General features: G+C 72.6%; 21 protein-coding genes. 14 read left to right on the forward strand and 7 right to left on the reverse strand.

Annotated features, from left to right (window positions below; translation table 11 throughout):
• Positions 1-17: 17 nt before the first annotated feature.
• Positions 18-1481, forward strand: coding sequence for a CCA tRNA nucleotidyltransferase (locus DQ239_RS15495; RefSeq protein WP_113835314.1), 1464 nt, complete (start codon positions 18-20; stop codon positions 1479-1481).
• A gap of 7 nt (positions 1482-1488) precedes the next feature.
• Here the strand turns inward: DQ239_RS15495 and DQ239_RS15500 are convergent, their stop codons facing one another.
• Positions 1489-2772, reverse strand: a complete 1284-nt coding sequence (locus tag DQ239_RS15500) for an MFS transporter (protein ID WP_113835315.1) — start codon at positions 2770-2772, stop codon at positions 1489-1491.
• A gap of 109 nt (positions 2773-2881) precedes the next feature.
• Between DQ239_RS15500 and DQ239_RS15505 the strand changes: the two genes are divergently transcribed.
• Positions 2882-3547: a YqgE/AlgH family protein gene (locus DQ239_RS15505; protein ID WP_113835316.1), complete on the forward strand. Its 666-nt coding sequence runs from the start codon at positions 2882-2884 to the stop codon at positions 3545-3547.
• Between the two features lie 105 nt (positions 3548-3652).
• Here DQ239_RS15505 and DQ239_RS15510 read toward each other — a convergent pair whose 3' ends face one another.
• From DQ239_RS15510 to DQ239_RS15520, 3 genes are all read right to left on the reverse strand, one after another.
• The gene (locus DQ239_RS15510; RefSeq protein WP_113835317.1) at positions 3653-4402 is read right to left on the reverse strand and encodes a hypothetical protein; all 750 of its coding nucleotides are present in this window, start codon (positions 4400-4402) and stop codon (positions 3653-3655) included.
• Positions 4403-4516: 114 nt separating this feature from the next.
• The gene (locus DQ239_RS15515) at positions 4517-5596 is read right to left on the reverse strand and encodes an inositol-3-phosphate synthase (RefSeq protein WP_113835318.1); all 1080 of its coding nucleotides are present in this window, start codon (positions 5594-5596) and stop codon (positions 4517-4519) included.
• On the reverse strand, positions 5584-6276 hold the full coding sequence (locus DQ239_RS15520; RefSeq protein ID WP_233489323.1) for a PadR family transcriptional regulator: 693 nt from the start codon (positions 6274-6276) through the stop codon (positions 5584-5586). Before DQ239_RS15520 ends, DQ239_RS15515 begins: the two co-directional genes overlap by 13 nt.
• Positions 6277-6502: 226 nt before the next feature.
• Between DQ239_RS15520 and DQ239_RS15525 the strand changes: the two genes are divergently transcribed.
• The 3 genes from DQ239_RS15525 to DQ239_RS15535 all read left to right on the forward strand — a co-directional run bounded on the left by DQ239_RS15525 (position 6503) and on the right by DQ239_RS15535 (position 11074).
• Positions 6503-6925 carry a DUF5318 family protein gene (locus tag DQ239_RS15525; protein ID WP_113835319.1) on the forward strand — a complete coding sequence of 141 codons (423 nt, stop codon included), beginning with the start codon at positions 6503-6505 and terminating at the stop codon, positions 6923-6925.
• A gap of 159 nt (positions 6926-7084) precedes the next feature.
• Positions 7085-9580, forward strand: a complete 2496-nt coding sequence (locus DQ239_RS15530) for a transglycosylase domain-containing protein (protein ID WP_113835320.1) — start codon at positions 7085-7087, stop codon at positions 9578-9580.
• Between the two features lie 21 nt (positions 9581-9601).
• A complete protein-coding gene (locus DQ239_RS15535) occupies positions 9602-11074 on the forward strand; it encodes a glycosyltransferase 87 family protein (RefSeq protein ID WP_233489326.1) in 1473 nt (490 codons plus the stop codon).
• An 87-nt stretch (positions 11075-11161) separates the two neighbouring features.
• Here the strand turns inward: DQ239_RS15535 and DQ239_RS15540 are convergent, their stop codons facing one another.
• A complete protein-coding gene (locus DQ239_RS15540) occupies positions 11162-12004 on the reverse strand; it encodes a deoxyribonuclease IV (RefSeq protein WP_348519334.1) in 843 nt (280 codons plus the stop codon).
• A gap of 66 nt (positions 12005-12070) precedes the next feature.
• On the opposite strand from DQ239_RS15540, the gene DQ239_RS15545 reads away from it, so the two are divergent.
• The 9 genes from DQ239_RS15545 to DQ239_RS15585 all read left to right on the forward strand — a co-directional run bounded on the left by DQ239_RS15545 (position 12071) and on the right by DQ239_RS15585 (position 19951).
• Complete coding sequence (locus DQ239_RS15545; RefSeq protein WP_113835322.1) at positions 12071-13123, forward strand: hypothetical protein; 1053 nt, start codon at positions 12071-12073, stop codon at positions 13121-13123.
• Between the two features lie 219 nt (positions 13124-13342).
• A complete protein-coding gene (gene rpsF, locus DQ239_RS15550; RefSeq protein ID WP_113835382.1) occupies positions 13343-13630 on the forward strand; it encodes a 30S ribosomal protein S6 in 288 nt (95 codons plus the stop codon).
• A gap of 2 nt (positions 13631-13632) precedes the next feature.
• Positions 13633-14124: a single-stranded DNA-binding protein gene (locus tag DQ239_RS15555; RefSeq protein WP_113835323.1), complete on the forward strand. Its 492-nt coding sequence runs from the start codon at positions 13633-13635 to the stop codon at positions 14122-14124.
• A gap of 84 nt (positions 14125-14208) precedes the next feature.
• Positions 14209-14445, forward strand: coding sequence for a 30S ribosomal protein S18 (rpsR, locus tag DQ239_RS15560; RefSeq protein WP_014743489.1), 237 nt, complete (start codon positions 14209-14211; stop codon positions 14443-14445).
• 11 nt (positions 14446-14456) lie between these two features.
• A complete protein-coding gene (gene rplI, locus DQ239_RS15565) occupies positions 14457-14903 on the forward strand; it encodes a 50S ribosomal protein L9 (protein ID WP_113835383.1) in 447 nt (148 codons plus the stop codon).
• A 532-nt stretch (positions 14904-15435) separates the two neighbouring features.
• Complete coding sequence (gene dnaB, locus DQ239_RS15570; RefSeq protein WP_113835324.1) at positions 15436-18051, forward strand: replicative DNA helicase; 2616 nt, start codon at positions 15436-15438, stop codon at positions 18049-18051.
• Between the two features lie 277 nt (positions 18052-18328).
• Positions 18329-18838: a hemerythrin domain-containing protein gene (locus DQ239_RS15575; protein WP_113835325.1), complete on the forward strand. Its 510-nt coding sequence runs from the start codon at positions 18329-18331 to the stop codon at positions 18836-18838.
• A gap of 265 nt (positions 18839-19103) precedes the next feature.
• Positions 19104-19499, forward strand: coding sequence for a DUF4440 domain-containing protein (locus DQ239_RS15580; RefSeq protein WP_113835326.1), 396 nt, complete (start codon positions 19104-19106; stop codon positions 19497-19499).
• A gap of 41 nt (positions 19500-19540) precedes the next feature.
• Positions 19541-19951 (forward strand): hypothetical protein, encoded by a 411-nt coding sequence (locus tag DQ239_RS15585; RefSeq protein WP_113835327.1) that lies wholly within the window; start codon positions 19541-19543, stop codon positions 19949-19951.
• 100 nt (positions 19952-20051) lie between these two features.
• On the opposite strand, the gene DQ239_RS15590 is transcribed toward DQ239_RS15585, so the two are convergent.
• Complete coding sequence (locus DQ239_RS15590) at positions 20052-21254, reverse strand: acyl-CoA desaturase (RefSeq protein ID WP_113835328.1); 1203 nt, start codon at positions 21252-21254, stop codon at positions 20052-20054.
• Positions 21255-21297: 43 nt separating this feature from the next.
• A complete protein-coding gene (locus DQ239_RS15595) occupies positions 21298-22404 on the reverse strand; it encodes a ferredoxin reductase (protein WP_113835329.1) in 1107 nt (368 codons plus the stop codon).
• Positions 22405-22418 lie beyond the last annotated feature (14 nt).

A 22418-nucleotide genomic window follows, 5' to 3' on the forward strand; every position in this document is an offset into this window, starting at 1 on the left:
CTCCGAGTCCCGAGCCGGTGCCCCCGGCCGTGCAGGAGACGGTGCGCGCGCTGGTCGAGCTCTCCCCGGTGCTGGTCGAGGTGGGCGAGCGCTTCACGGCGGCCGGTTTCCAGATCCACCTGGTGGGTGGATCGGTGCGCGACGCGCTGCTGGCCGGCGCCTCGGGCGCGCCGCGGATCCCCGGCGATCTCGACCTGACCACCGACGCCCGGCCGGAGCAGACCCTCGAGGTGCTGCGCGGGTGGGCCGGTTCCACGTGGAACACCGGCATCGAGTTCGGGACCGTCGGGGCCGACGTCCGCGGCACCCGGCTGGAGATCACCACCTACCGCGCCGACCGCTACGACCGGCAGTCGCGCAACCCCGAGGTTGCCTGGGGCGACTCCCTGGTCGACGACCTGGCCCGCCGCGACTTCACCCTCAACGCGATGGCGGTCTCGCTCGGGCCCGACCGCACGGTCACCGATCCCTTCGGCGGCCTGGGCGACCTGATCCGCAAGCGGCTGCGCACCCCCGGCCCGGCCGAGGAGTCCTTCGCCGACGACCCGCTGCGGATGCTCCGCGCGGTCCGGTTCGTGGCGCAGCTGGGGCTCGCGCCGGACGACGACGTCGTCGCGGCCATGACGGCGATGTCGGCCGAGCTGGGCCGGATCACCGCCGAGCGGGTGCAGGCGGAGCTGTCCAAGACGCTGCTCCAGGACGCGCCGCGGGCCGCCCTGGAGCTGTTCGTGGCGACCGGCCTGGCCGACGTCGTCCTGCCGGAGCTGTCAGCCCTGCGCATGGAGATCGACGAGCACCACCAGCACAAGGACGTCTACACCCACTCGCTGACCGTGCTGGACCAGGCCATCGCGCTGGAGAAGGCCGCGGTGCGGGCGGGGGAGGACGGAGCGCAGTCGCCGGACCTGGTGCTGCGCCTGGCGGCCCTGCTGCACGACATCGGGAAGCCGGCGACGCGGCGCCACGAGGCCGGGGGGCGGGTCTCCTTCCACCACCACGAGGTGGTGGGCGCCAAGCTCGTGCGCAAGCGGCTGATGGCCCTCAAGTACCCCAAGGACGTCGTCGAGGCGGTGTCCCGGCTGACCTTCCTGCACCTGCGGTTCCACGGCTACGGCTCGGGCGAGTGGACCGACTCGGCGGTGCGCCGCTACGTGACCGATGCCGGTGACCTGCTCCCCCGGCTGCACAAGCTCGTGCGCTCGGACTCCACCACCCGCAACCGGCGCCGGGCGGCGGCGCTGTCGGCCACCTACGACTCGCTCGAGGTCCGCATCGCCGAGCTCCAGGCGTCCGAGGACCTGGCGCGCGTGCGCCCCGACCTCGACGGCAACGCGATCATGGAGCTGCTCGGGCTGCCGCCGGGGCCGGAGGTCGGCCGGGCGTGGCGCTTCCTCAAGGAGCTGCGGCTCGAGCGCGGCCCGCTGGACCGCGCCGAGGCCGAGGCGGCCCTGCGCGAGTGGTGGGCGGCGGAGCAGGCCTGACGCCGGCTCAGGCCGGGGCGGGCACGGCCCGGCGCCGGATGCCGAGGTAGGCGCCGACGGCGACCAGGTAGCCGGCGCCCACGAGCAGCAGCACCGGCACCGACTCCCCCGACCGCGGGAGCAGGACGGCGGCGAGCAGGACGGCGCCGACGAACGCGACGTTGAACAGCGTGTCGTAGACGGAGAAGACGCGGCCGCGGAAGTCGTCGTCCACGGTCTCCTGCACCGTCGCGTCGGTGCAGACCTTCACGCCCTGGCCGACCACGCCCAGCAGCAGGCCTCCGGCGAGCACCGTGGGCGGCTGGAACGCCAGCCCCAGCAGCGGCTGCGCGACGGCGCCGAGCAGGAGCAGCCCGACGGTCCAGCGGACGCGGCCGACGCGGCGCACCGCCGCCGGGGTCACCGCCGCGGCCAGCAGCGACCCGGCCGCGATCGCCGCCACCAGCTGCCCCAGCCCGGCCAGGCCGCCCGGGAAGAGGCCCGAGGCGTCCTCCAGCGGCCCGCGGTAGAGCAGCAGGGTCATCAGGGTGAGCAGGCCGAAGCCGATGCGGTGCAGCCCGATGGCGGCCAGCGCCGCCGCCGCGGGTGGGCGGGACCAGGCGTGCCGCGCACCGGCCACCAGCCCGGCGAGGACGGTCCGGGCCGGCGCCGCCGCGGCGCGGTCGACGGCGTCGGGGCCGAGGTACCCGGAGGGGAAGCGCGCGACCACGCCGGCGGCCGCGAGGTAGGGCGCGGCCGCGGCCAGCGCGATCGCCGCGTACCCGGCGTCGCCCGACCCGGTCAGCGGCAGCAGCAGGAGCGCCGCACCCCCACCGGCCACCGCGGCCACCGATCCCGCCGTCGTCGACAGGGCGTTGGCCGGGACGAGCGCGTCCGTGGTGTGCGGCAGCGCCGCCGACAGCGCGGCCAGGACGAACCGGCTCACCGAGACCACCGCCAGCCCCGCCAGCAGGAACGGCACCCCGTCGACGCCGCCCAGGACGACCGCGGCCACGACGGCCACCAGCACCGCGCGCAGCACGTTCGCCCGCAGCAGCACCGAACGGCGGCTCCAGCGATCCAGCCAGACGCCGGCGAACGGGCCCACCAGGGACCACGGCAGGAGGAGGACGGCGAAGCCCACGGCGACGTCGAGGGGGTCCGCGGCGCGCTGGGGGTTGAACAGCACGGTGCCCGCGAGCGCGGCCTGGAAGACGCCGTCGCCGAACTGGGAGAGCAGCCGCGTGGCGAACAGCCGGCGGAAATCGGCACGGACCAGCAGGGACCGCACCGTGGCCCCCGACTCCTGCACCCCGCCAGCCTAGAGAGAGGGCCCCGTCCTCCCCGCCGTTCGCACGCTCACGACGGTGCCCGGGACGGGGCCGGCCCGGGACGGGCCGGGGTGCGGCACACTGGATCCGATGAGCCCGGTGCCCGCGTCGTCCGACCCCGAGTCCGGCCCGCCCACGCGTCCTGCGACCGGTCGCGACCGGGCGGCGGCGCCGGCGTTGTCGATCGGGGAGATCGAGGACGTGCGCCCCGGCTCGCTCCTGGTGGCCATGCCGGGGCTCACCGACCCCACCTTCGCCGGAGCGGTGGTCTACGTCGTCGACCACTCCGGCACCGGCACGATCGGCGTCGCCCTGGGCAGTCCCAGCCAGGTGGAGATCCGCGACGTGCTGCCCGGCTGGCGCGACCTGGCCGTCGAGCCGGCGGTGTTCCACGTGGGCGGGCCGTGCGAGGCCGACACCGCCCTGTGCCTGGCCCGGTGCCCCGGCCCGGCGCCGGACCCGGACAGCGGGCTGCGGCCGGTCGCCGACGGCATCCACCTGCTCGACCTCGACGAGGACCCGGAACCGCTGACCGGCCAGGTGTCGGGCCTGCGCGTCTTCGCCGGCTACGCGGGCTGGTCGCCCGGCCAGCTGGCGGGCGAGGTCGCCGAGGGCGCCTGGGCCTGCGTGCCGGGCTCACCGGACGACGTCCTGACCGCGCTCTCGGGCCCGGAGCTGTGGCGCGCGGTGCTCGCGCGGCAGTCGGGGCGTCTCGCCGTCCTCACCACCGCTCCCACGGACCCCACTGCCAACTGACGGGTGCCGCGAGAGCGCGACATCTGGTAGGAAGTACCTGGGAAGGGGCGGTCTGGGGAAGAGGCCGCCCCTTCCCACTGTCTTGTGGGGCTCCGCCGGCGGCGTTCAGAGACCCAGCGCGGCAGCCAGCTCCGGGTGCTCGGCCAGCGGAGCGGTCCGCTTCCCGTCCGGCAGGTCCAGCGAGCGCCGGCCGTGCTCGGCCAGCGTCGTCGTCACCTCCAGGTCGTCCTCCCCCGGGCCCGCGGGCACCGGCGTGGCGAACTGCACCAGCACGTCGTCGGTGGAGGAGACGGCCACCGCGCGCCCCCCGGGCAGGCCGAACAGCTCCGTGGGCCGGCCGTCGATCGACCGCCGGCCCTGCCAGCTGTAGCCGGCGTCGAGGAAGGCGTCGGGGTCGTCGGCGTCCTCCGCCGCCAGCCCGAGCAGCACGGTGACCAGGACGTCGACCAGCGGCGGCCGCTCCCCGTCGACGTCGACCGGGCGGCTCAGGTACGGCGCACCGGCGGCGTCGGCGCCCGGGACGTCGCCGATCCAGAGCTCCTCGCGGGTGAAGAAGACGGTGCGCACCTCCTCGGTGCCCCCGGTGCTGGTGACCGCCTGCGCCCGGCCGGTGCCGGCGCGGAAGTCGACCTCGCCGGTGAGGGTCAGCACCGCCTCGCGGCCGTAGGGGGCGGTCACGACGAAGTCGGCGCCGCCCGCGGTGTGGTTGCGCTGCAGCAGCCCGGCCAGCAGGGCCGCGTCGGCCTCGGTGACGGCGTCCCCGGCCTCGCGCTGCGCGCCGTCACCGGCGCACCCGGCCGTCAGCGCCAGCAGCAGCCCCAGCACGGGCAGCCGCGCGTGGGTCCGGAGCCGCATGGGCGGAGCGTAATCAGCGGGGGCGCGTGCCCCCTGCAGACACGAGGGCCCGCACTCCGGTCGGAGTGCGGGCCCAGGTGACGTGCTGGAACGGCCGGCCTTCAGCGGCCCCGTTCAGCGCTCGATGTCGCCGCGGATGAAGGCCTCCACGGCGTCGCGCGCCTGGCTGTCGTCGTACTGCACCGGCGGCGACTTCATGAAGTAGGACGACGCGGACAGGATCGGGCCGCCGATGCCGCGGTCCTTGGCGATCTTCGCGGCGCGGACGGCGTCGATGATGATGCCGGCCGAGTTCGGGGAGTCCCAGACCTCGAGCTTGTACTCCAGGCTCAGCGGGACGTCGCCGAACGCGCGGCCCTCGAGCCGGACGAAGGCCCACTTGCGGTCGCTCAGCCACGGCACGTGGTCCGAGGGGCCGATGTGCACGTTGTCCTTGCCCATGTCCCGGTCGACCTGGCTGGTGACGGCCTGGGTCTTGGAGATCTTCTTGGACTCCAGGCGCTCGCGCTCGAGCATGTTCTTGAAGTCCATGTTCCCGCCCACGTTGAGCTGCATCGTGCGGTCCAGCTGCACGCCGCGGTCCTCGAACAGCTTGGCGAGCACGCGGTGGGTGATCGTGGCGCCGACCTGGCTCTTGATGTCGTCGCCGACGATCGGCACACCCGCGGCGGTGAACTTGTCCGCCCACTCCTTGGTGCCGGCGATGAACACCGGGAGGGCGTTCACGAACGCGACGCCGGCGTCCAGCGCCGCCTGCGCGTAGAACTCCGCCGCCTGCTGCGAGCCCACGGGGAGGTAGCAGACGAGCACGTCGGCGCCGGACTCCCGGAGGGCCGCGACGACGTCGACCGGCTGCTCGTCGGACTCCTCGATGGTCTCCCGGTAGTACTTGCCGAGGCCGTCGAGGGTGGTGCCGCGCTGGACGGAGACGCCGAGCGGCGGGACGTCGCAGATGCGGATGGTGTTGTTCTCGCTGGCGACGATGGCCTCGGACAGGTCGCGGCCGACCTTCTTGGCGTCCACGTCGAACGCGGCGACGAACTCGACGTCGGAGACGTGGTAGTCGCCGAAGCGGACGTGCATCAGACCCGGCACGGACGCGGACTCGTCCGCGTCGCGGTAGTAGTGAACGCCCTGCACGAGCGACGCGGCGCAGTTGCCGACGCCGACGATGGCGACCTTCACGGAGCCCATGGCTCTCCTTCCCCTGGACCCTCGGCGGGTCCGACGGACGCGGACCGGGTGCGGTCCGCGGTTGACGGTGCAGGGGCCGCCGGTGCCGGTGCGGCGCCCGGCTCCTCGCGTCCTGCCGTGCTGCCCGACGCCTCGCGGCGTTCGGAATCGATCAGCTCCGAGAGCCAGCGGACCTCGCGGTCCACCGACTCCAGGCCGTGGCGCTGCAGCTCGAGGGTGTAGCGGTCGAACCGCTCGCGGGTCCGCGACAGTGAGGACCGCAACCCTTCGCGCTGCCGTTCGACGGTGCGACGGCGGCCCTCGAGGATCCGCAGTCGCACGTCGGAGGCCGTGTGCCCGAAGAAGGCGAGGCGGACCCCGAAGAGCCCACCGTCGTCGTACGCCTCCGGCCCGGTCTGGCTGACCAGGTCGTGGAAGCGTTCCTTGCCCTCCGCGGTGATCGTGTAGACCACCTTCCCGCGCCGGCCGGTGAGCGGCGGAGCGTCCGCCGGCAGCAGTGCGCGCGGGTCGGGCTCGTCGGTGCTGATGAGTCCGGCCGCCCGCATCCGCTTGAGCGCGGGGTACAGCGAGCCGTAGGAGATGCTGCGCAACCCGCCGAGCACCTGCGCGAGCTGTTTGCGCAGCTCGTACCCGTGCATCGGCGACTGGTGCAGCAGACCGAGGATGGCGAACTCGAGCATGCCGCCTCCTCGGACCCCCGTGGTCGATGTATCGAGACGATACAACGACATGGCGTTCCTCCGGAACGCACCGCGGCCACGAGCCGTCCCCGGCCTGCGCGGAGCGTGTCCCGGCCCTCGTCGCCGAGGCCTCCGGCCCCGACTCCTCGGCCCGCCTCGCAGGGCGGCTCTCGTCGCGTCGTCCTCGTCCCCCCGGTCCACAGGCCTGGCACGTACATTGGCCGCCGTGCCCGGACGCCGATCCGTCGTGGACTACTCGCTGCAGAGGCGAGCGGTCCTGGCGGAGGTGTACGCGGGGCGCACCGGTCTGTTCGAGGTCTGCGACGCCAGTCCCTACCTCTCCCGGGCCGCCAAGTACCACGGTGAGGCGACCGCGACGCCCTGCCCGGTGTGCCGCCGGGAGCGCCTCACCCGCGTGAACTACGTGTACGGCGACCACCTCGGTCCCGTGGCCGGCCAGGCCAAGACCCCCGTCGAGCTGGCCCGGATGGACTCCGCCCAGGAGGAGTTCACCGTGTACGCCGTCGAGGTCTGCCGGGGCTGCGGGTGGAACCACCTGGAGTGCTCGTACGTGCTGGGGGTCGAACCCGTGCCGGGGCAGCAACCCCGCCGGGGACGGCGCCGGACCGCCACGGACCAGCGCCCCTAGCGCGTCGGCCCCGCCGTCACGGCGGACCCCTCCGTCACTGCAGCCCCTGCGGGTCGTTGCCGGCGGGGGTCCTCCCCCGCATCCACAGCTGAAGACGCAAGGCTGCGACCGGGCACCCCCGTCGTCGCCCACCCCGAGTCAGGAAAGAGGAACTCCCGCGTGCCTCCCCACGACGAGACCTCGCCCGTCGGGCCGCGCGCCGGTTCGGTCCGCCGTCCGGCCCCCGCGCGCACCCGGAGCACCGGGGGCGGTGGCGGTGCCGCGCGCGGCAGCTCCGGCGCCGGCCGGCCCGCGGTCCCGCCGTCCGGCCGTGCCCGCACGACGGCCGCCCGGAGCGGCGGCAGCGGCGGCGGCCGGCCCTCGGGTCCGGGCGGTCGCCCGCCGGGCGCCGGTGGTCCTCCCGGGTCGGGGCGCCCGCCGGGTTCCGGTGGTCGTCCGCCGGGCGGCCGGCCCTCCGGTGGCGCGGGGCGTCCGGCCCGCAGCAAGAAGCAGCGGCGCCGTCGTCGGCTGAAGATCGGCCTCGGCGTCCTGGGCGGGCTGTTCCTGCTGTTCTGCGTCTTCATCGGCGTCGTCTACGCCAGCACCGAGGTGCCCAGCCCCGACTCGATCACCAACGCGCAGACGACGGTCGTCTACTACTCCGACGGCACCACGGAGATGGCCCGGCTCGGCGACGAGAACCGCACCAACGTCCGCCTGGACCAGGTGAGCGAGGCCGCGCAGAACGCCGTGCTCGCCGCGGAGAACCGCGACTTCTACACCGACCCGGGCATCTCGGCGACGGGCATCGCCCGGGCCGCCTGGAGCAACCTGACCGGCGGCTCCACGCAGGGTGGCTCGACGATCACCCAGCAGTACGTGAAGAACGCGATCCTGCAGAACTCCGAGCGGTCGTTCAGCCGCAAGTTCCAGGAGCTCTTCGTCGCGATCAAGCTGGACAACAACTACTCGAAGGAACAGATCCTCGAGAACTACCTGAACACCATCTACTACGGCCGCGGCGCCTACGGCATCGAGTCGGCCGCGAAGACCTACTTCGGCGTGCCGGCCGCGGAGCTGACCGCGCAGCAGGGCGCGGTGCTCGCGGTGCTCATCCGCAGCCCGGGGGCCTACGACCCGGAGCTCAATCCGGAGGGTGCGCAGGACCGCTGGGGTCTGGTGCTCGACGCGATGGTCGGCGAGGGCTGGCTGTCGGCCGAGGAGCGGGCGCTGTCGCAGTACCCGGCGGTGCTGCCCAAGGTCCCGCCGTCGAACGGCATCCCGAGCGACCACCGGGGCCACGTCGTCAACCAGGCGCTGGCCGAGCTGGAGGCCAAGGGCTACAACGAGGACCAGATCAACGGCGGCGGCCTCACGATCGTCACGACGGTGGACAAGCGCTACCAGGACGCGGCGGTCGCCGCGGTGAACGACGTGATGACCGGTGAGCCGGAGCCGCTGCGCGAGGCGCTCGTCGCCGTCGACCCCAAGACCGGTGCCGTGCGCGCCTACTACGGAGGGGAGAACGGCGCCGGAACCGACTACGCGCGGGCCCAGAGGCAGCCGGGCTCGTCGATGAAGCCCTACACGCTGGCGACCGCGCTGAAGGAGGGCATCAGCGTCACGGCCCGCCGCGACGGCAGCAACAACCAGGAGTTCGAGGACCGCGAGGCCCGGGTGGTCAACTCCGGCGGCGCGTCCTGCGCGGCCTGCACCCTCCGCGAGGCCATGACCCGCTCGCTGAACACGACGTTCTACGGGCTGGCCCTCGAGGTGGGCCCTCCGGAGGTGCGGCAGACCGCGCTGGCCGCCACCGGCCTGCCGGAGACCTGGCCGGGCGGGAACCTGGCGGGCGGCACCGTGCTCGCGAACGAGGCAGGCGTCACCGGTGGCGCGATCGGGATCGGCGAGTACGAGATGCGCCCGATCGACCAGGCGGTCGGCTTCGCCACCTTCGCCGCGGGCGGCATCCAGCGGGACCCGTACTTCCTGGCGCGGGTGACCGACAGCGAGGGCACCGTCCTGCTGGAGAACCCCGGCGACGCCGGCGAGCAGGTCATCGAGCCCCGTGTCGCCAACGACGTCACCTACGCGCTGACCGACGTCGCCGGCAGTTCGGACCTCGACCTGGACGGTGGCCGCGAGGTGGCGGCGAAGACCGGTACGCAGGGGCAGGGGGAGAACAACTCCGACGCGTGGATGGTCGGGTACACGCCTTCCATCTCCACCGCGGTCTGGATGGGGAACGACTCGCCGAGCGACCCGATCGAGGACGTCCGTGGGCGCATCATCTACGGCTCGGGCCTGCCCGGTGACATCTGGCAGCAGTTCATGAACACCGTCCTCGAGGGCAGCCCGGAGGAGGACCTGCCCGACGCCCCGCTCATCAAGGGCGACACCGGCGAAGGTGTGCCCGCGCCGACCCGTGAGCCGACGCGGACGGCCACCCCGACCCCGACGCGGACGGCCACCCCGACCCCGACGCGGACGGCTACCCCGACGCCGACCCCGACGCCGACTCCGACCAGGCCGGAGACCCCCGACGTGCCGGAGGAGCCGGTCGAGGAGCAGCCGGTCGAGGAGCAGCCGGTCGAGGAGGCGCCGGTCGAGGAGCCCGGGGCGGGCAATCAGGGCGGCATCCCCGCGCCGGCACCGGCGGGGCGGGGCAACGGCTGATCCCTCCCGCACACTGACCCGGTGAGCACCTCACCGTCGGGCCCGTCCGCATCCGCGGGCGGGCCCGCGGTGTCTCCCGACCGGATCGTGCCCACCTGGACCGACCCGGTCGCCATCCAGGCCGCCGAGGCGGTGGGCGGGCCGTGGGGGCGGCACGCGCTCACCGGCCGGGCCCTGTTCTGGACGCCCCTGCGGGTCTGCCTGGCCTTCGTCGTCCTCGGGCTGGCCCTCGCCTGGATCAAGCAGGAACCCTGCGCCGACGGCGACTGGAGCGGCTTCCGCCAGTACACCCACCTCTGCTACGCCGACCCGCTGCCGCTCTTCGGTCGCTTCGACCTGGGCTCCGGCGCCCTGCCCTACCTCGACTCCCCCGTCGACCACCCGGTGCTCACCGGCGGCCTCATGGCCCTCGCGGCCGCCCTGGGCCGCGCCTACGACGGCGCCGCGCGCGCGAGCGACCTCCTGCCGGACCTGCCGCCGGTGCAGAGCTTCTACGTCGTGACCTGCCTGCTGCTGTCGGTGTGCGCGCTGGCCACCGCCCGCGGCGTGCTCGCGCTGTCGGGCCGACGCCCGTGGGACGCCGCCATGATCGGGCTGTCGCCGCTGCTGGTGGTGCACGCCTTCACCGGCTGGGACCTGTTCGCGGTGGCGTTGACCACGCTCGGCATGTGGGCGTGGGCCCGCGACCGGCCCGTGCCGGCCGGCGTCCTCCTGGGCCTGGCGACGGCGGCCAAGCCCTACCCGCTGCTGGTCCTGGTCGCCCTGTTCCTGCTCTGCCTGCGCGCGGGGCTGCTCCGGACCTGGTTGCGGACGGCGGGCGCCGCGCTGGCCGGCTGGACGGCGGTGAACCTGCCCGTCGCCGTCGCCGCCTGGGACGGGTGGAGCCTGTTCTTCCGCCGCACCGTTCTGCGGCCGGCCGATCCGGACTCGCTGTGGAACGTCGCGCTGCACCTCAGCGGTGAGCGGCTCTTCGACGGCCCGCTCGAGGCGGGGCAGACCCCGGTGGTGCTGAACGCGCTCAGCGCGCTGGCGGTGGCGGCGATGGTCGCGGGCGTCGGCTGGCTGGTGCTGGCCGCCCCGGTGCGGCCCCGCGTCGCCCAGGTCGCCTTCCTGCTCGTCGCCGGGTTCCTGCTGCTCGGCAAGGTGTGGAGCCCGCAGTACTCGCTCTGGCTGCTCCCGCTGGCGGTGCTGGCCCGGCCGGCCTGGCGCTCGCTGCTGGCATGGCAGGCCACCGAGGCGCTGCTCTGGGTGCCGCGGATGCTCTGGTACCTGGGCACCGACAACCGGGGCATCGAGGTGGGGTGGTTCCTCCTCGCGGTGGGCATCCGCGACGCCGCCGTCGCCGTCCTCGTGGCGCTGGTCGTGCGGGACGTGGTGCAGCCCGACCGGGACGTCGTCCGGGCAGGCTGGCGCGGGGTCGACGACCCCGCCGGCGGCCCGCTGGAGAGGACCGTCGACGCCCTCGCCCTGCCCCGCCGGGATCAGCTCACCTGATCATGGCGCGTCCTACCTCACCGCCCACCGTGAGGGAGGACGCGCTCCGGTGAGGGAGGATGGCTGTTGGGGCGCTGGGCCCCACGGTCAGGCGAGGGCCGAGCGGACCAGCGCGATCTCCTCGGCGTGGCTCGCCGCGTCACCCGGCGTCTCCAGGACGACCGGGCAGTCCGCGGCGCGGGCGACGTCGAGCAGCAGCTCGGTGGGGATCTCCCCGCCGGCCAGCGGTGCGTGGCGGTCGCGGCTGGAGCCGTGCGGGTCCCGGCTGTTGTTCAGGTGCACGAGGTCCAGCCGCCCGGTGATGGCGCGGACGTCGTCCACCGCGGTGGCGAGGTCCCAGCCCGCCGCCCAGGCGTGGCAGGTGTCGAGCACGAAGCCCGCGCCGAACTCGCCAATGGCCTCCCACAGCCGCGCGACGGCGTCCAGCTCGCGGGCCATCGCGTTGCCGCCGCCGGCGGTGTTCTCGATGAACAGCGGGAGGGCGAACCCGCCGTCCTTCGCCTGGTAGTTGAAGGTCTTCCGCCAGTTGTCCACCCCGGCGGCGGGGTCGTCGGTCGCCAGAACGTGCCCGCCGTGCACCACCAGGCCGATCGCGCCGACGGCAGCGGCTGCGGTGGCGTGCTGGGCGAGCAGCTTGCGGCCGGGGACGCGGATCCGGTTGTGCGTCGACGCCACGTTGAGCATGTACGGCGCGTGCACGACGACGGCGACGTCGGAAGCCCGCAGCTCGCCCTCGTCGTCCCGCGGCTTGGGCGCCTTGTAGCTCTGCGGGTCGGTCAGGAAGATCTGCACGCCGTCGGCGTCCATCTCCGCCGCCGCGGCGAGCGGTCCCTCGTCCACGGAACCCACGTGTACGCCGATCGGGTGGTTGGCCACGGCTGGAGACCCTAGTTCGCCCCCGTTTCCACGTTTAGCCGTAACCGCGATCACACATCATCGTTCAAGCACGTGATGGGGAATTGCCCAGCTGAGGGTCCACTCGGAGGTTCTTCGCACATGGCTACCGGTCGCATCCGTCGCACGGCACGACGCGGCGTCGCCGTCGCGGTCCTGGGCTGGCTGTCCGTCGCCGCCGCCTCGGTCGTCCTGGCACCGTCCGCCGCCGCCGCTCCGTCGGCGACGATCGAGATCCGGAACGTGACGCCTCCGCTGGCCAGCGTCGACCCTGGCGGCACGGTCACCTTCGTCAACAAGATCCCGGCCGAGAACCGCGGGGGGATCTCGATCCCGCTGCCCCTGGGCCGCAGCGCCTCCGTCGGCGCCACCGTGTTCACCGACGTGACCGTGGACTTCTTCGGGCAGCCCCGGCCCCTGCAGCCCGAGCAGAGCACCTCGTGGCGGTTCGACGCCCCGGCGACCCCGGGCACGATCACCTACACCTACCGCGTGGTGCCGCAGGCGCAGCTCCCGCTCGGCGTCAGCGCCCAGCAGGTCGTCGACGGCGTCCTGCGCTCGCTGCCGCCGCTGCCGGCGCCGATCCCCTACGTCGTCCAGACCATCGCGCCGGCGGTGCCGAACCTGCCGAGCGTCGGCCTGCCGCAGCTCCCCCAGGTGACCCTGCCGCCGCTGTCCCTGCCGCTGCCGTCGACCCCCGCGCCCGGCGACGTCGTGCCCACCGCGCCGGAGGTCGCGCCCATGCCGGCGCCGGAGGCCGCTCCGGCGTTCCAGGGCGGACCGGGCACGCAGTACGCCTACACCCTGGGCGCGGGGCCGCAGCTCGACCCGAGGAGCGGCACCGCGGCGGCCGCCTTCGACCCCTCGCGGTTCCTCGCCGCCGGCAGCTCCTCCACGTCGGCGCGGGCGGGCACGGGTTCGGGCTCGGGTGGGCAGGTCGGCACGTACGACGGCGCATCGGTCCCGGTGTTCGGTCAGCTGGCCGGCCTGAACCGGGCGGGGCTGGACGAGGAGAGCGCGGACGCGGCGGCCACCGCCGAGACGGCCTCCTCCTCCACGCCGCTCCCGGCGGCGGCGCTGGCCGCGGTCGTGGCCCTGGCCGCCGCGAGCGCCGCGCTGGTCCGCACCCACCAGGCCTCCCGCGCCGGCACGTAGCACCGCGCCCGGTCCCTGACGGCCGCCGTCCCGTTTCGGGCGGCGGCCGTCGGCGTTCACGCGCCCCTGGGGACGACGGCAGGGCCGGTGGACGCGCACTGGTAGCCTGGGCCTGCGCGTTCCGGCACCCAGCGAGGTCGTCGGGGCGCGCGACGCATGCATGACCCTCCTGCTGCAGATCCCCTGCAGCCGCTGAGACCAGAGGAGGTGGGGTTCTCCGTGCGCAACTACGAACTGATGATCATCCTCGACCCCGATCTCGAGGAGCGCACCATCGCGCCCTCGCTCGACCGGTTCCTGACCGTCGTCACCAACTCCGGTGGCACCGTCAAGACCGAGATCTGGGGTCGCCGCCGGATGGCCTACGAGATCAACAAGAAGCCCGAGGGCATCTACGCGATCATCGACATCCAGGCCGAGCCGGCCGCCGTCCAGGAGCTGGACCGCCAGCTGAACCTGAACGAGTCGGTGCTCCGCACGAAGCTGATGCGCCCCGAGGTCCACTGAGCATGGCCGGCGAGACCGTCATCACCGTCATCGGCAACCTGACGTCGGACCCCGAGCTGCGGTTCACGCCGTCGGGTGCCGCCGTCGCCAACTTCACCGTGGCCTCGACGCCGCGCACCTTCGACCGTCAGTCGCAGGAGTGGAAGGACGGCGAAGCGCTGTTCCTCCGGTGCAACGTGTGGCGCCAGGTGGCCGAGAACGTCGCCGAGTCCCTCACCCGCGGTTCGCGGGTCATCGTGAGCGGGCGGCTCAAGCAGCGCTCGTTCGACACGAAGGAAGGCGAGAAGCGCACCGTCATCGAGCTGGAGGTCGACGAGATCGGCCCCTCGCTGCGCTACGCCACCGCGAAGGTCACCAAGGCCTCCCGCGGTGAGGGCGGCGGCGGCTTCGGTGGCGGCGGTGGCGGCGGTTTCGGTGGCTCCAGCGGCGGTGGCGGCGGCGCCAGCGACCCCTGGTCGACGCCGGCCGGCCCGTCCGACGAGCCTCCCTTCTAAGAGGACCTCGTCCTCCTCATCCCTCGCACGCTCGGGACGAGCCTCGGGACGAGGCCGTTCCATCCCCTCACCAGGAGTACTCCGGTGCCCAAGCCACCCATTCGCAAGGTCAAGAAGAAGGTCTGCCAGTTCTGCAAGGACAAGGCGACCTACATCGACTACAAGGACACGACGCTGCTGCGGAAGTTCATCTCCGACCGCGGCAAGATCCGTGCCCGCCGCGTCAGCGGCAACTGCAGCCAGCACCAGCGGGACGTCGCCGTGGCCGTGAAGAACAGCCGCGAGATGGCCCTGCTGCCCTACACCTCGACGGCGCGCTGATCATGAGCACGATGAAGCTGATCCTCACGCAGGAGGTCACCGGTCTCGGCTCCTCCGGCGACACCGTCGAGGTCAAGGGCGGCTACGGCCGCAACTACCTCCTGCCCCGCGGGCTGGCCATCAAGGCCACCCGGGGTGCCGAGAAGCAGGTCGAGTCCCTCCGCCGGGCGCGTGCCACCCGCGAGGTGCGCTCGCTCGAGGAGGCGCAGGCCGTGGCCGGGCAGCTGTCCGGGCTCAAGGTCCGCGTCCCCGCGCGTGCCGGTGACGGCGGTCGCCTGTTCGGCCGTGTCACCACCGCCGACGTCGCCGCTGCGGTCACCGCCGCCGGTGGCCCGGAGCTGGACCGTCGCCGCATCGAGCTGCCCAGCAGCATCAAGACCACGGGCCAGCACACCGTCACCGTGCGGGTGCACCCCGAGGTCAGCACCACCCTGGCGATCGAGGTCGTCGCGGGCTGAGCGTCCTGAGCGCGCCTCCAGCGCTCGCAGCGTCCCCGAGGGGCGTCGGACTACGGTCCGGCGCCCCTCGTGGCATCTCGGGGCCGCTGAGAGGTCCTCGCTGGGGATCCGGCGTCGTGCCCGCGGGTGTGCACGCCGGGCTGCCCGGACCGTCCCCGGCGTCACGCCGTCACCACGCGTGCCACGTGCGAAAAAACTTTGCGAGAACTTCCTGTCCACAGGTGGAGGACGGCGTCCGCGCAGGTGACCGGCTCGTGGCCGGGAGGCGATCACACCGTGTCCCCGGCCGTCTCCACATGTCGACACGCCTCCGTCCACCGACTTGTCCACATGTTGTGCAGATCGAGGTGTTGGACGGCGCCGCTCCGGGTTCCTAACGTTCCCTCGCAGCTGCCGCCGGGTGCGAAATGTCAGTGCCCGGCGGTAGCAATCATCCGAACACGTGTTCGGTACGGCGGCGCCCGCCGAACTCCCGGCTTCCCCTCGGTGAGTGGCGGTCGCGGGCGCGCCCGCAAGGAGAGAGAGGTACCCCGTGGCGGTGGCCGACGAGTACAGCCGGCCGACGGCGGCGGCGCCGGAGTACGACCGGCAGCCCCCGCAGGACGTCCAGGCCGAGCAGTCGGTGCTGGGCGGCATGCTGCTGAGCAAGGACGCCATCGCCGACGTCGTCGAGGTGCTGCACGGCGCCGACTTCTACCGCCCGGCGCACCAGATCATCTTCGACGTCGTCCTGGACCTCTACGGCCGCGGCGAGCCCGCGGACGCCATCACCGTCGCCGCCGAGCTCAACCGCACCGACCAGCTGTCGAAGATGGGCGGCGCGGTCTACCTGCACACGCTCATCCAGTCCACGCCGACCGCGGCCAACGCCGGCTACTACGCCGCCATCGTCGCCGAGCAGGCCGTGCTGCGGCGGCTGGTCGAGGCCGGCACCCGCGTGGTCCAGCTCGGCTACGGCGCCGCGGGTGGCCGGGGCGACGTCGACGACATCGTCGACCGCGCCCAGCAGGAGATCTACGACGTCACCGAGAAGCGGATGAGCGAGGACTACTCGCGCCTCGCCGACGTCCTCCAGCCCACGATGGACGAGCTGGACGCGATCGCCTCGCGCGGCGGGGTGAGCCGCGGCGTGCCCACCGGCATCCGTGACCTCGACGAGCTGACCAACGGCCTCCAGGCGGGTCAGATGGTCGTCATCGCGGCCCGTCCCGGCGTGGGCAAGGCGCTCGCGCTCGACACACCGGTCGCGACGCCCGACGGCTGGACCACGATGGGGGAGATCGCCGTGGGGGACCGGGTCATGGGTTCTGACGGCAGGCCCACGACCGTCGTCGCCGCGACCGAGGTCCTCACCGGGCGTCCGTGCTTCGAGGTGCACTTCTCGGACGGCTCGGTCATCGTGGCCGACGCCCAGCACCAGTGGCTGACCGAGACCCGCGCCAGCCGGCGATCCGCGCAGCAGGCGGCGACGGGCTACAACGGCTACCGCAATCAGCGGACCTTCGGGCAGGTGCGCACCACCGAGGAGATCGCCCGGACCGTCCGCTGCGCGACCAAGGACGCGCGTCTCAACCACTCCGTCACCAACGCCGGCGCCCTGCAGCTCCCCGAGGCGGAGCTCCCCGTGCCGCCGTACGCCTTGGGCGTCTGGTTGGGCGACGGCACGTCGGCGGCCGCGCAGTTCACCAGCGCCGACCCCGAGATCGCGGTGTACATCGAGGCCGAGGGGCTGGTCGCGCAGCCCACGGGCGTGCACCGCCGCTACTCGCTGCGGCTGCCGGCCCGCGAGGGGATGGCGTCCCGGCCCTGCCCGATGTGCGGCGAGGGGTTCGTGCCCAAGACGTCGCAGGTGCAGACCTGCGGCAAGGCGTGCGGTGCTGCTCTCCGGCGCAGTGGCGGCGTCGGCCTCCAGGCCACGTGCCCCGACTGCGGCGGTCCGTCGTCCGGGCTGGCGCAGTGCCAGCCCTGCCGTGACGACCACGGCACCGTCAAGGCGCTTCTCCGCGGCCTGGGCGTGCTGAACGACAAGCACATCCCCACGCGCTACCTGCGGGCCTCCATCGCCCAGCGGCGCGCTCTGCTGGCTGGCCTGCTCGACACCGACGGGACGGTCGCGCCGAGCGGCGTCGTGCAATTCGCCGTCACCAGCCGTCAGCTGGCCGAGGACGCCCGAGAGCTGGTGGCCGGCCTCGGCTATCGGGTGCGGATGACGACCAAGCGCGTCAAGGGGCGTACGGAGGAGTCCAGCACCTGCTTCACGCTGACCTTCAGCACCGACGACGAGGTGTTCAAGCTCGAGCGCAAGAAGCTGCTCCACAAGGAGCGGGGTGCCCGGACGTTCACCGCCCGTGGCAGTCGGTTCATCACCGACGTGCGGCCGATCCCGAGCGTGGCGGTGCGGTGCATCCAGGTCGATGCCGAGGACCACCTGTTCCTGGCCGGTCGCAGCTTCATCCCGACGCACAACTCGACGCTGGGCCTGGACATCGCGCGCTCGGCGTCGGTGAAGCACCACCTGCCTTCCGCCATCTTCAGCCTGGAGATGAGCAAGCACGAGATCACCATGCGTCTGCTGTCGGCCGAGGCGAAGGTGCCGCTGCACCACATGCGCGCCGGGTCGCTGAGCGACGAGGACTGGTCGAAGCTCGCGCGTCGGATGGGCGAGATTGCCGATGCCCCGCTCTACATCGACGACTCGCCGAACATGACGATGATGGAGATCCGCGCCAAGGCCCGCCGGCTCAAGCAGCGCAACGACCTCAAGCTCATCGTCATCGACTACCTCCAGCTGATGACCTCGGGCAAGAAGGTCGAGAGCCGCCAGCAGGAGGTCTCGGAGTTCTCCCGTGCGCTAAAGCTGCTGGCCAAGGAATTGGAAGTTCCGGTTATTGCAATGAGTCAGCTGAATCGTGGTTCGGAACAACGGCAGGACAAAAAACCAATGTTGTCCGACCTTCGCGAAAGTGGATCTATCGAACAAGATGCGGATATGGTCATGATGATTCACCGGGAAGATATGTACGAAAAAGAATCTCCGCGGGCGGGCGAGGCCGACATCATGCTGGTCAAGCACCGCAACGGCCCCACCGCGAACGTCACCGTCGCCTTCCAGGGCCACTACAGCCGCTTTGTGGACATGGCCAACTGACGGTGCGTCGGGCGGCCATCGCCGATTCGACGGAGCCCATCACCGCGACGCACCCGCACCTCCGCCGGGCCCGGCCGTCCTCGTCACCTACTGGTCGAGCACGGCCGGGCGGAAGGCCCTGAACAGCTCCGTGTGGGTCCGGGACGCGGCGACCGGATGGTTGCTGCTGTTCCACCTCGGCACGTCCCTCGCCGCAGCGCACGCTCGCCGGTGCGGCGTGGCTGAGCGCCGTCCTGGGTAGGGATTGCGCGCACAGCGGTTCCGCGGAGGGTCGGACATGGACATCACGGACATCATCCTCGAGCAGCACCACGAGCAGCGGCGCATGTTCGCCATGCTCGACGAGCTGCCCCGCGACGACTCCACGGCGCTCGGCGCCGTCTGGGGGCGGCTGGAGGTACTTCTGGAAGTGCACGCCGAGGCCGAGGAGCGGTTCTTCTACCCGCGGCTGCTCGCGCTGGGCAAGGGCAATCCGGAAGGCGACGTCCACGACGAGGTCGAGGACGCCATCAAGGACCACAACGACATCCGCGACGCGGTGCGCGGCACCCGGGACCACGAGGTGGGGACCGACGAGTGGTGGACGGCGGTCTGGGCGGCCCGCAAGGCCAACGACGATCACATGGCGGAGGAGGAGCGGGAGGACCTGCTCGACTTCCGCCACCACGCCGACCTGCAGACGCGGCACGACATCGCGGTGCAGTTCCTCACCTTCGAGTCACAGCACTACGCGGGCATCCCCATCCGGGACAAGGATCCGGAGGAGTACATCTCTCGCAACTCCTGACCGCGCGCTGTGCGCCCCGCTGCGCTTGTACCCGCGCGCCGACGTGCCAGGGGTGACATCAGCGAGCGCCACCTCGTTGATGGCACCGCTGCAGGTTTGTCGACGACATAGCCTCGGGCGGCGGCCGGTCTGGAGCACGTGCGCTTCCAGCCGTCTGTCTCGACGGCGTCCGCTATGCGATTCCGTGCGGCCGCACGGCGTACGGCGACTCCCGAGTGCCGGTGGACGTCGTAGCCGTTGCTGAACGCTGAGCCGAGGAGGGGCCGTGGACGAGCAGCCGACGCGGGGAACCGACCCGGCGCTCGCCGCCGTGCGGGACGAGCTGGCGGCCCGCGAGCCCGTCTTCCACCACCCCGAGCTCGGCACCTCCCGCGAGGCGCTCGAGCGCCAGGCGGCCGCCGAGTTCGAGGAGGTCGGGGCCTCGGGCCGGCGCTACGGGCGGGAGTTCGTCCTGGCGACCGTCCACGACCGCTTCGCCCGCGGCGTCCCCGACGACCCGTGGGAGGCCGGCGATTTTCGCTGCGTGGCCCTGGGGTCGCAGACCTACCTGCTCACCTACGACCTGCGGCAGGGCGATCGGCTGACCCGCCGGGCGACGGTCTGGCGCCGCACGGCGGATGACTGGGAGGTCGTCTACCACCAGGGCACCCTGGCCGGCTGAGGTCGCTCGGAACTGTCGGCCCCCTCCGCCAGGGTGGCGTCATGAAGCTGCTGACTGCCACCCGTGAGGGCCAGGGCGACCGTGACGGGGACTTCTGCTACGCCGTGGAGGGGGAGCTCGTCTTCGCGGGCTTCGTCTGCGCGACCGATCGCCGCGATCCCGCCGGTGGCTGCGGCTGCGGCCGCGCGTTCTCCGGCCTGAACTCCCTGCGCGCCACCACGACAGCGCTGGTGCGCGACCTCGACCTCACCTACGACGACGTCCGCCTGGCGCTGTCGGCCCACTTCGTCGCCGCCGGCATGGGCCCCGATGTGCTCGATGCGGCCGACTTCGAGGAGATGCTGGAGGAGGAGGTCGAGCAGACGATCCGCTACGCCCAGGTCTGGGAGCCCGGCGCGATCGTCGGCCGCCGGCTGGACTCGGTGCACCTGCGCACACCGGCCGTCCGCTGACCCCGCCCGGTTCCACGGGAAACATCAGTGAACGCCAGAGGCCCAGGACCGGTGCGGTCCTGGGCCTCCGGGGTGCACCGCTCCGCGGAGCGGCGGTGCATCAGGCGGCGGCGGGGCGGGCCTGCATCGCGCGTCGGACCTTCTTGCCGCCGGTGCTCATCTTCCAGAGCTTGCCCAGCTGGGAGGGCAGGTTCCGCGGCGTGGTCTCGGCCAGCCAGTCGTTGGGCAGCGACAGCCGGATCACCTTGTGCCAGGCCGACGCGACCTGCTGCGGCAGCGGCGCGGTGTGGTACGTCAGGCCGTAGCGGTCGAAGATGTCCTTCACCTTCGGCGCGATCTCGGCGTACCGGTTGCTGGGCAGGTCGGGGAACAGGTGGTGCTCGACCTGGTGGCTCAGGTTGCCGGTCATGATGTGCATGGCCTTGCTGCCGGAGATGTTGGCCGAGCCGAGCATCTGGCGCAGGTACCACTCACCGCGGGTCTCGCCGTCGATCGACGTCTTCTCGAACGTCTCGACGCCCTCGGGAAAGTGGCCGCACATGATCACCGAGTGCGACCACAGGTTGCGCACCACGTTGGCGGTGAAGGTCGCGGCCAGCGTCGAGAGGAACGACGGGCCCGACAGCAGCGGGTGCACCAGGTAGTCCTTGGCGGCCTGGCGGCGGATCTTCTTGACGACCTGCTTGGCGCGGGCCCGGAACTCCGGGTCGTTGCGTCGGCGCGGGGAGGCGAGGTTCTTGCCCAGCTCCAGGTCGTAGGCGGCGATGCCGTACTCGAAGAAGCAGGCGTTCACGAAGTTCCACAGCGGCTGGCCCAGGTACAGCGGGTGCCACGGCTGGTCCTCGTCCACGCGCATGATGCCGTAGCCGAGGTCGTTGTCCTTGCCGATCACGTTCGTGTACGTGTGGTGCAGCTCGTTGTGCGAGTGCTTCCACTGGTCGGCCGGGCTGGCGCTGTCCCACTCCCAGGTCGTCGAGTGGATCTTCGGGTCCCGCATCCAGTCCCACTGGCCGTGCAGGATGTTGTGCCCGATCTCCATGTTCTCGAGGATCTTGGCGACCGACAGGCCGATGGTGCCGACGATCCACGCCGGCGGGAAGAACGAGGCCAGCAGGACCGCGCGGCTGCCCAGCTCGATCTTGCGCTGGGTGTCGATGACCGTGCGGATGTACTTCGCGTCGTCCTCACCCAGGCTGTCGCGCACCTCCTGGCGGATGGTGTCCAGCTCCTTGCCGATGAGCTCGATGTCCTCGGCGGAGAGGTGGGCGATCGGGTTCTCGGGCTTCTTCTGCAGGGCGGTCATGCGGCGGCGCTCCTGTTCGTCCGGTGGGTCGGGGTCTCGGGTGTCAGTGGTCGATGGCGCAGACGCCGGCTGGCGCGCTGACGCAGGTCTGGACGAGGACGCCGTCGCCGACGTCCTCGGCGGTGGTGATCTCGCCGTTGCGCAGGTCGCGCACGGCGCCCTCGCGCAGCGGGAGGACGCAGCCGAAGCAGATGCCCATGCGGCACCCGCTGGGCATGAGCACCCCGGCCTCCTCGGCGGCGTCGAGGATCGGCGTCGCGCCGTCGGCCTCGACCGTGGTGCCGTTCTTGGTGAAGCTCACCGTGCCGCCCTCGCCGGTGACGAGGATCCGCGGGCGGAAGCGCTCGGTGTAGAGCCGGTCGGCGACGCCGATCGACGCCCAGTGCTCCTCGAGGGCCTCGAGCATGCCCACCGGGCCGCAGGCCCAGGTGGAGCGCTCGTGCAGGTCGGGGACGAGTTCGGCGATGGACCGCGCGTCGAGCATCCCCGCGGTGTCGGTGTGCTGCTCGATCAGCCGGATGCGCCCCTCGGCGGCCATCTGCCGCAGCTCGGCACCGAAGATGACGTCGTCGGCGGTCGGGGCGGAGTGCACGAGCACGGTGTCGGTCAGCTGGTCGGCCGCGTTGCGCAGGATGCCCATGACCGGGGTGATGCCGGAGCCGGCGGTGACGAACAGCGTCTTCTCCGGGGCCCGCTCGGGCAGGCAGAACTCCCCGGTGGCCTGGTCGAGCTGGACGATGGTGCCGGGGCGGACCCGGTGGACCAGGTGGTTGCTCACCTTGCCGTCGGGGATCGCCTTGACGGTGATCGTGAAGCAGCCGTCGGCGCGGTCCAGCACCGAGGTGATCGAGTAGGCGCGCCACTGGCGGACGCCGTCGACGTCGATGCCGATCCGGACGTACTGGCCCGGGCGGTGGGGCAGCCAGTCCCGGCCCGGGCGGATGACGATGCTGGCCGCGTCCCGCGTCTCGGGCTGCACGGCCTCGATCCGCCCGCGCAGCGCGGCGCCGGAGCGGAGCGGGTCGAACAGGTCGAGGTAGTCGACCGGCAGGAGCGGCGTGGTCACCATCTCGGCCAGCCGCACGGCCCGCTTCCGCAGCGAGGCCAGGGGCGACCGCACCGAGGACGGGCGGGGAACGGTCGTCGTCATACGTAGAAGGTTGT

The sequence above is a fragment of the Blastococcus sp. TF02-09 genome, from assembly GCF_003319105.1.
GTDB lineage: Bacteria > Actinomycetota > Actinomycetes > Mycobacteriales > Geodermatophilaceae > Blastococcus.

Excerpts from the sequence above, each read along its gene's own strand:
- DQ239_RS15575 (WP_113835325.1), top strand. The coding sequence starts at position 18,329 with ATGGACATCACGGACATCATCCTCGAGCAGCACCACGAGCAGCGGCGC.
- rplI (WP_113835383.1), top strand. The coding sequence starts at position 14,457 with ATGAAGCTGATCCTCACGCAGGAGGTCACCGGTCTCGGCTCCTCCGGC.
- DQ239_RS15585 (WP_113835327.1), top strand. The coding sequence starts at position 19,541 with ATGAAGCTGCTGACTGCCACCCGTGAGGGCCAGGGCGACCGTGACGGG.
- DQ239_RS15595 (WP_113835329.1), bottom strand. The coding sequence starts at position 22,404 with ATGACGACGACCGTTCCCCGCCCGTCCTCGGTGCGGTCGCCCCTGGCC.
- DQ239_RS15520 (WP_233489323.1), bottom strand. The coding sequence starts at position 6,276 with ATGCTCGAGTTCGCCATCCTCGGTCTGCTGCACCAGTCGCCGATGCAC.
- DQ239_RS15515 (WP_113835318.1), bottom strand. The coding sequence starts at position 5,596 with ATGGGCTCCGTGAAGGTCGCCATCGTCGGCGTCGGCAACTGCGCCGCG.
- DQ239_RS15555 (WP_113835323.1), top strand. The coding sequence starts at position 13,633 with ATGGCCGGCGAGACCGTCATCACCGTCATCGGCAACCTGACGTCGGAC.
- DQ239_RS15505 (WP_113835316.1), top strand. The coding sequence starts at position 2,882 with ATGAGCCCGGTGCCCGCGTCGTCCGACCCCGAGTCCGGCCCGCCCACG.
- DQ239_RS15590 (WP_113835328.1), bottom strand. The coding sequence starts at position 21,254 with ATGACCGCCCTGCAGAAGAAGCCCGAGAACCCGATCGCCCACCTCTCC.
- DQ239_RS15510 (WP_113835317.1), bottom strand. The coding sequence starts at position 4,402 with ATGCGGCTCCGGACCCACGCGCGGCTGCCCGTGCTGGGGCTGCTGCTG.
- DQ239_RS15545 (WP_113835322.1), top strand. The coding sequence starts at position 12,071 with ATGGCTACCGGTCGCATCCGTCGCACGGCACGACGCGGCGTCGCCGTC.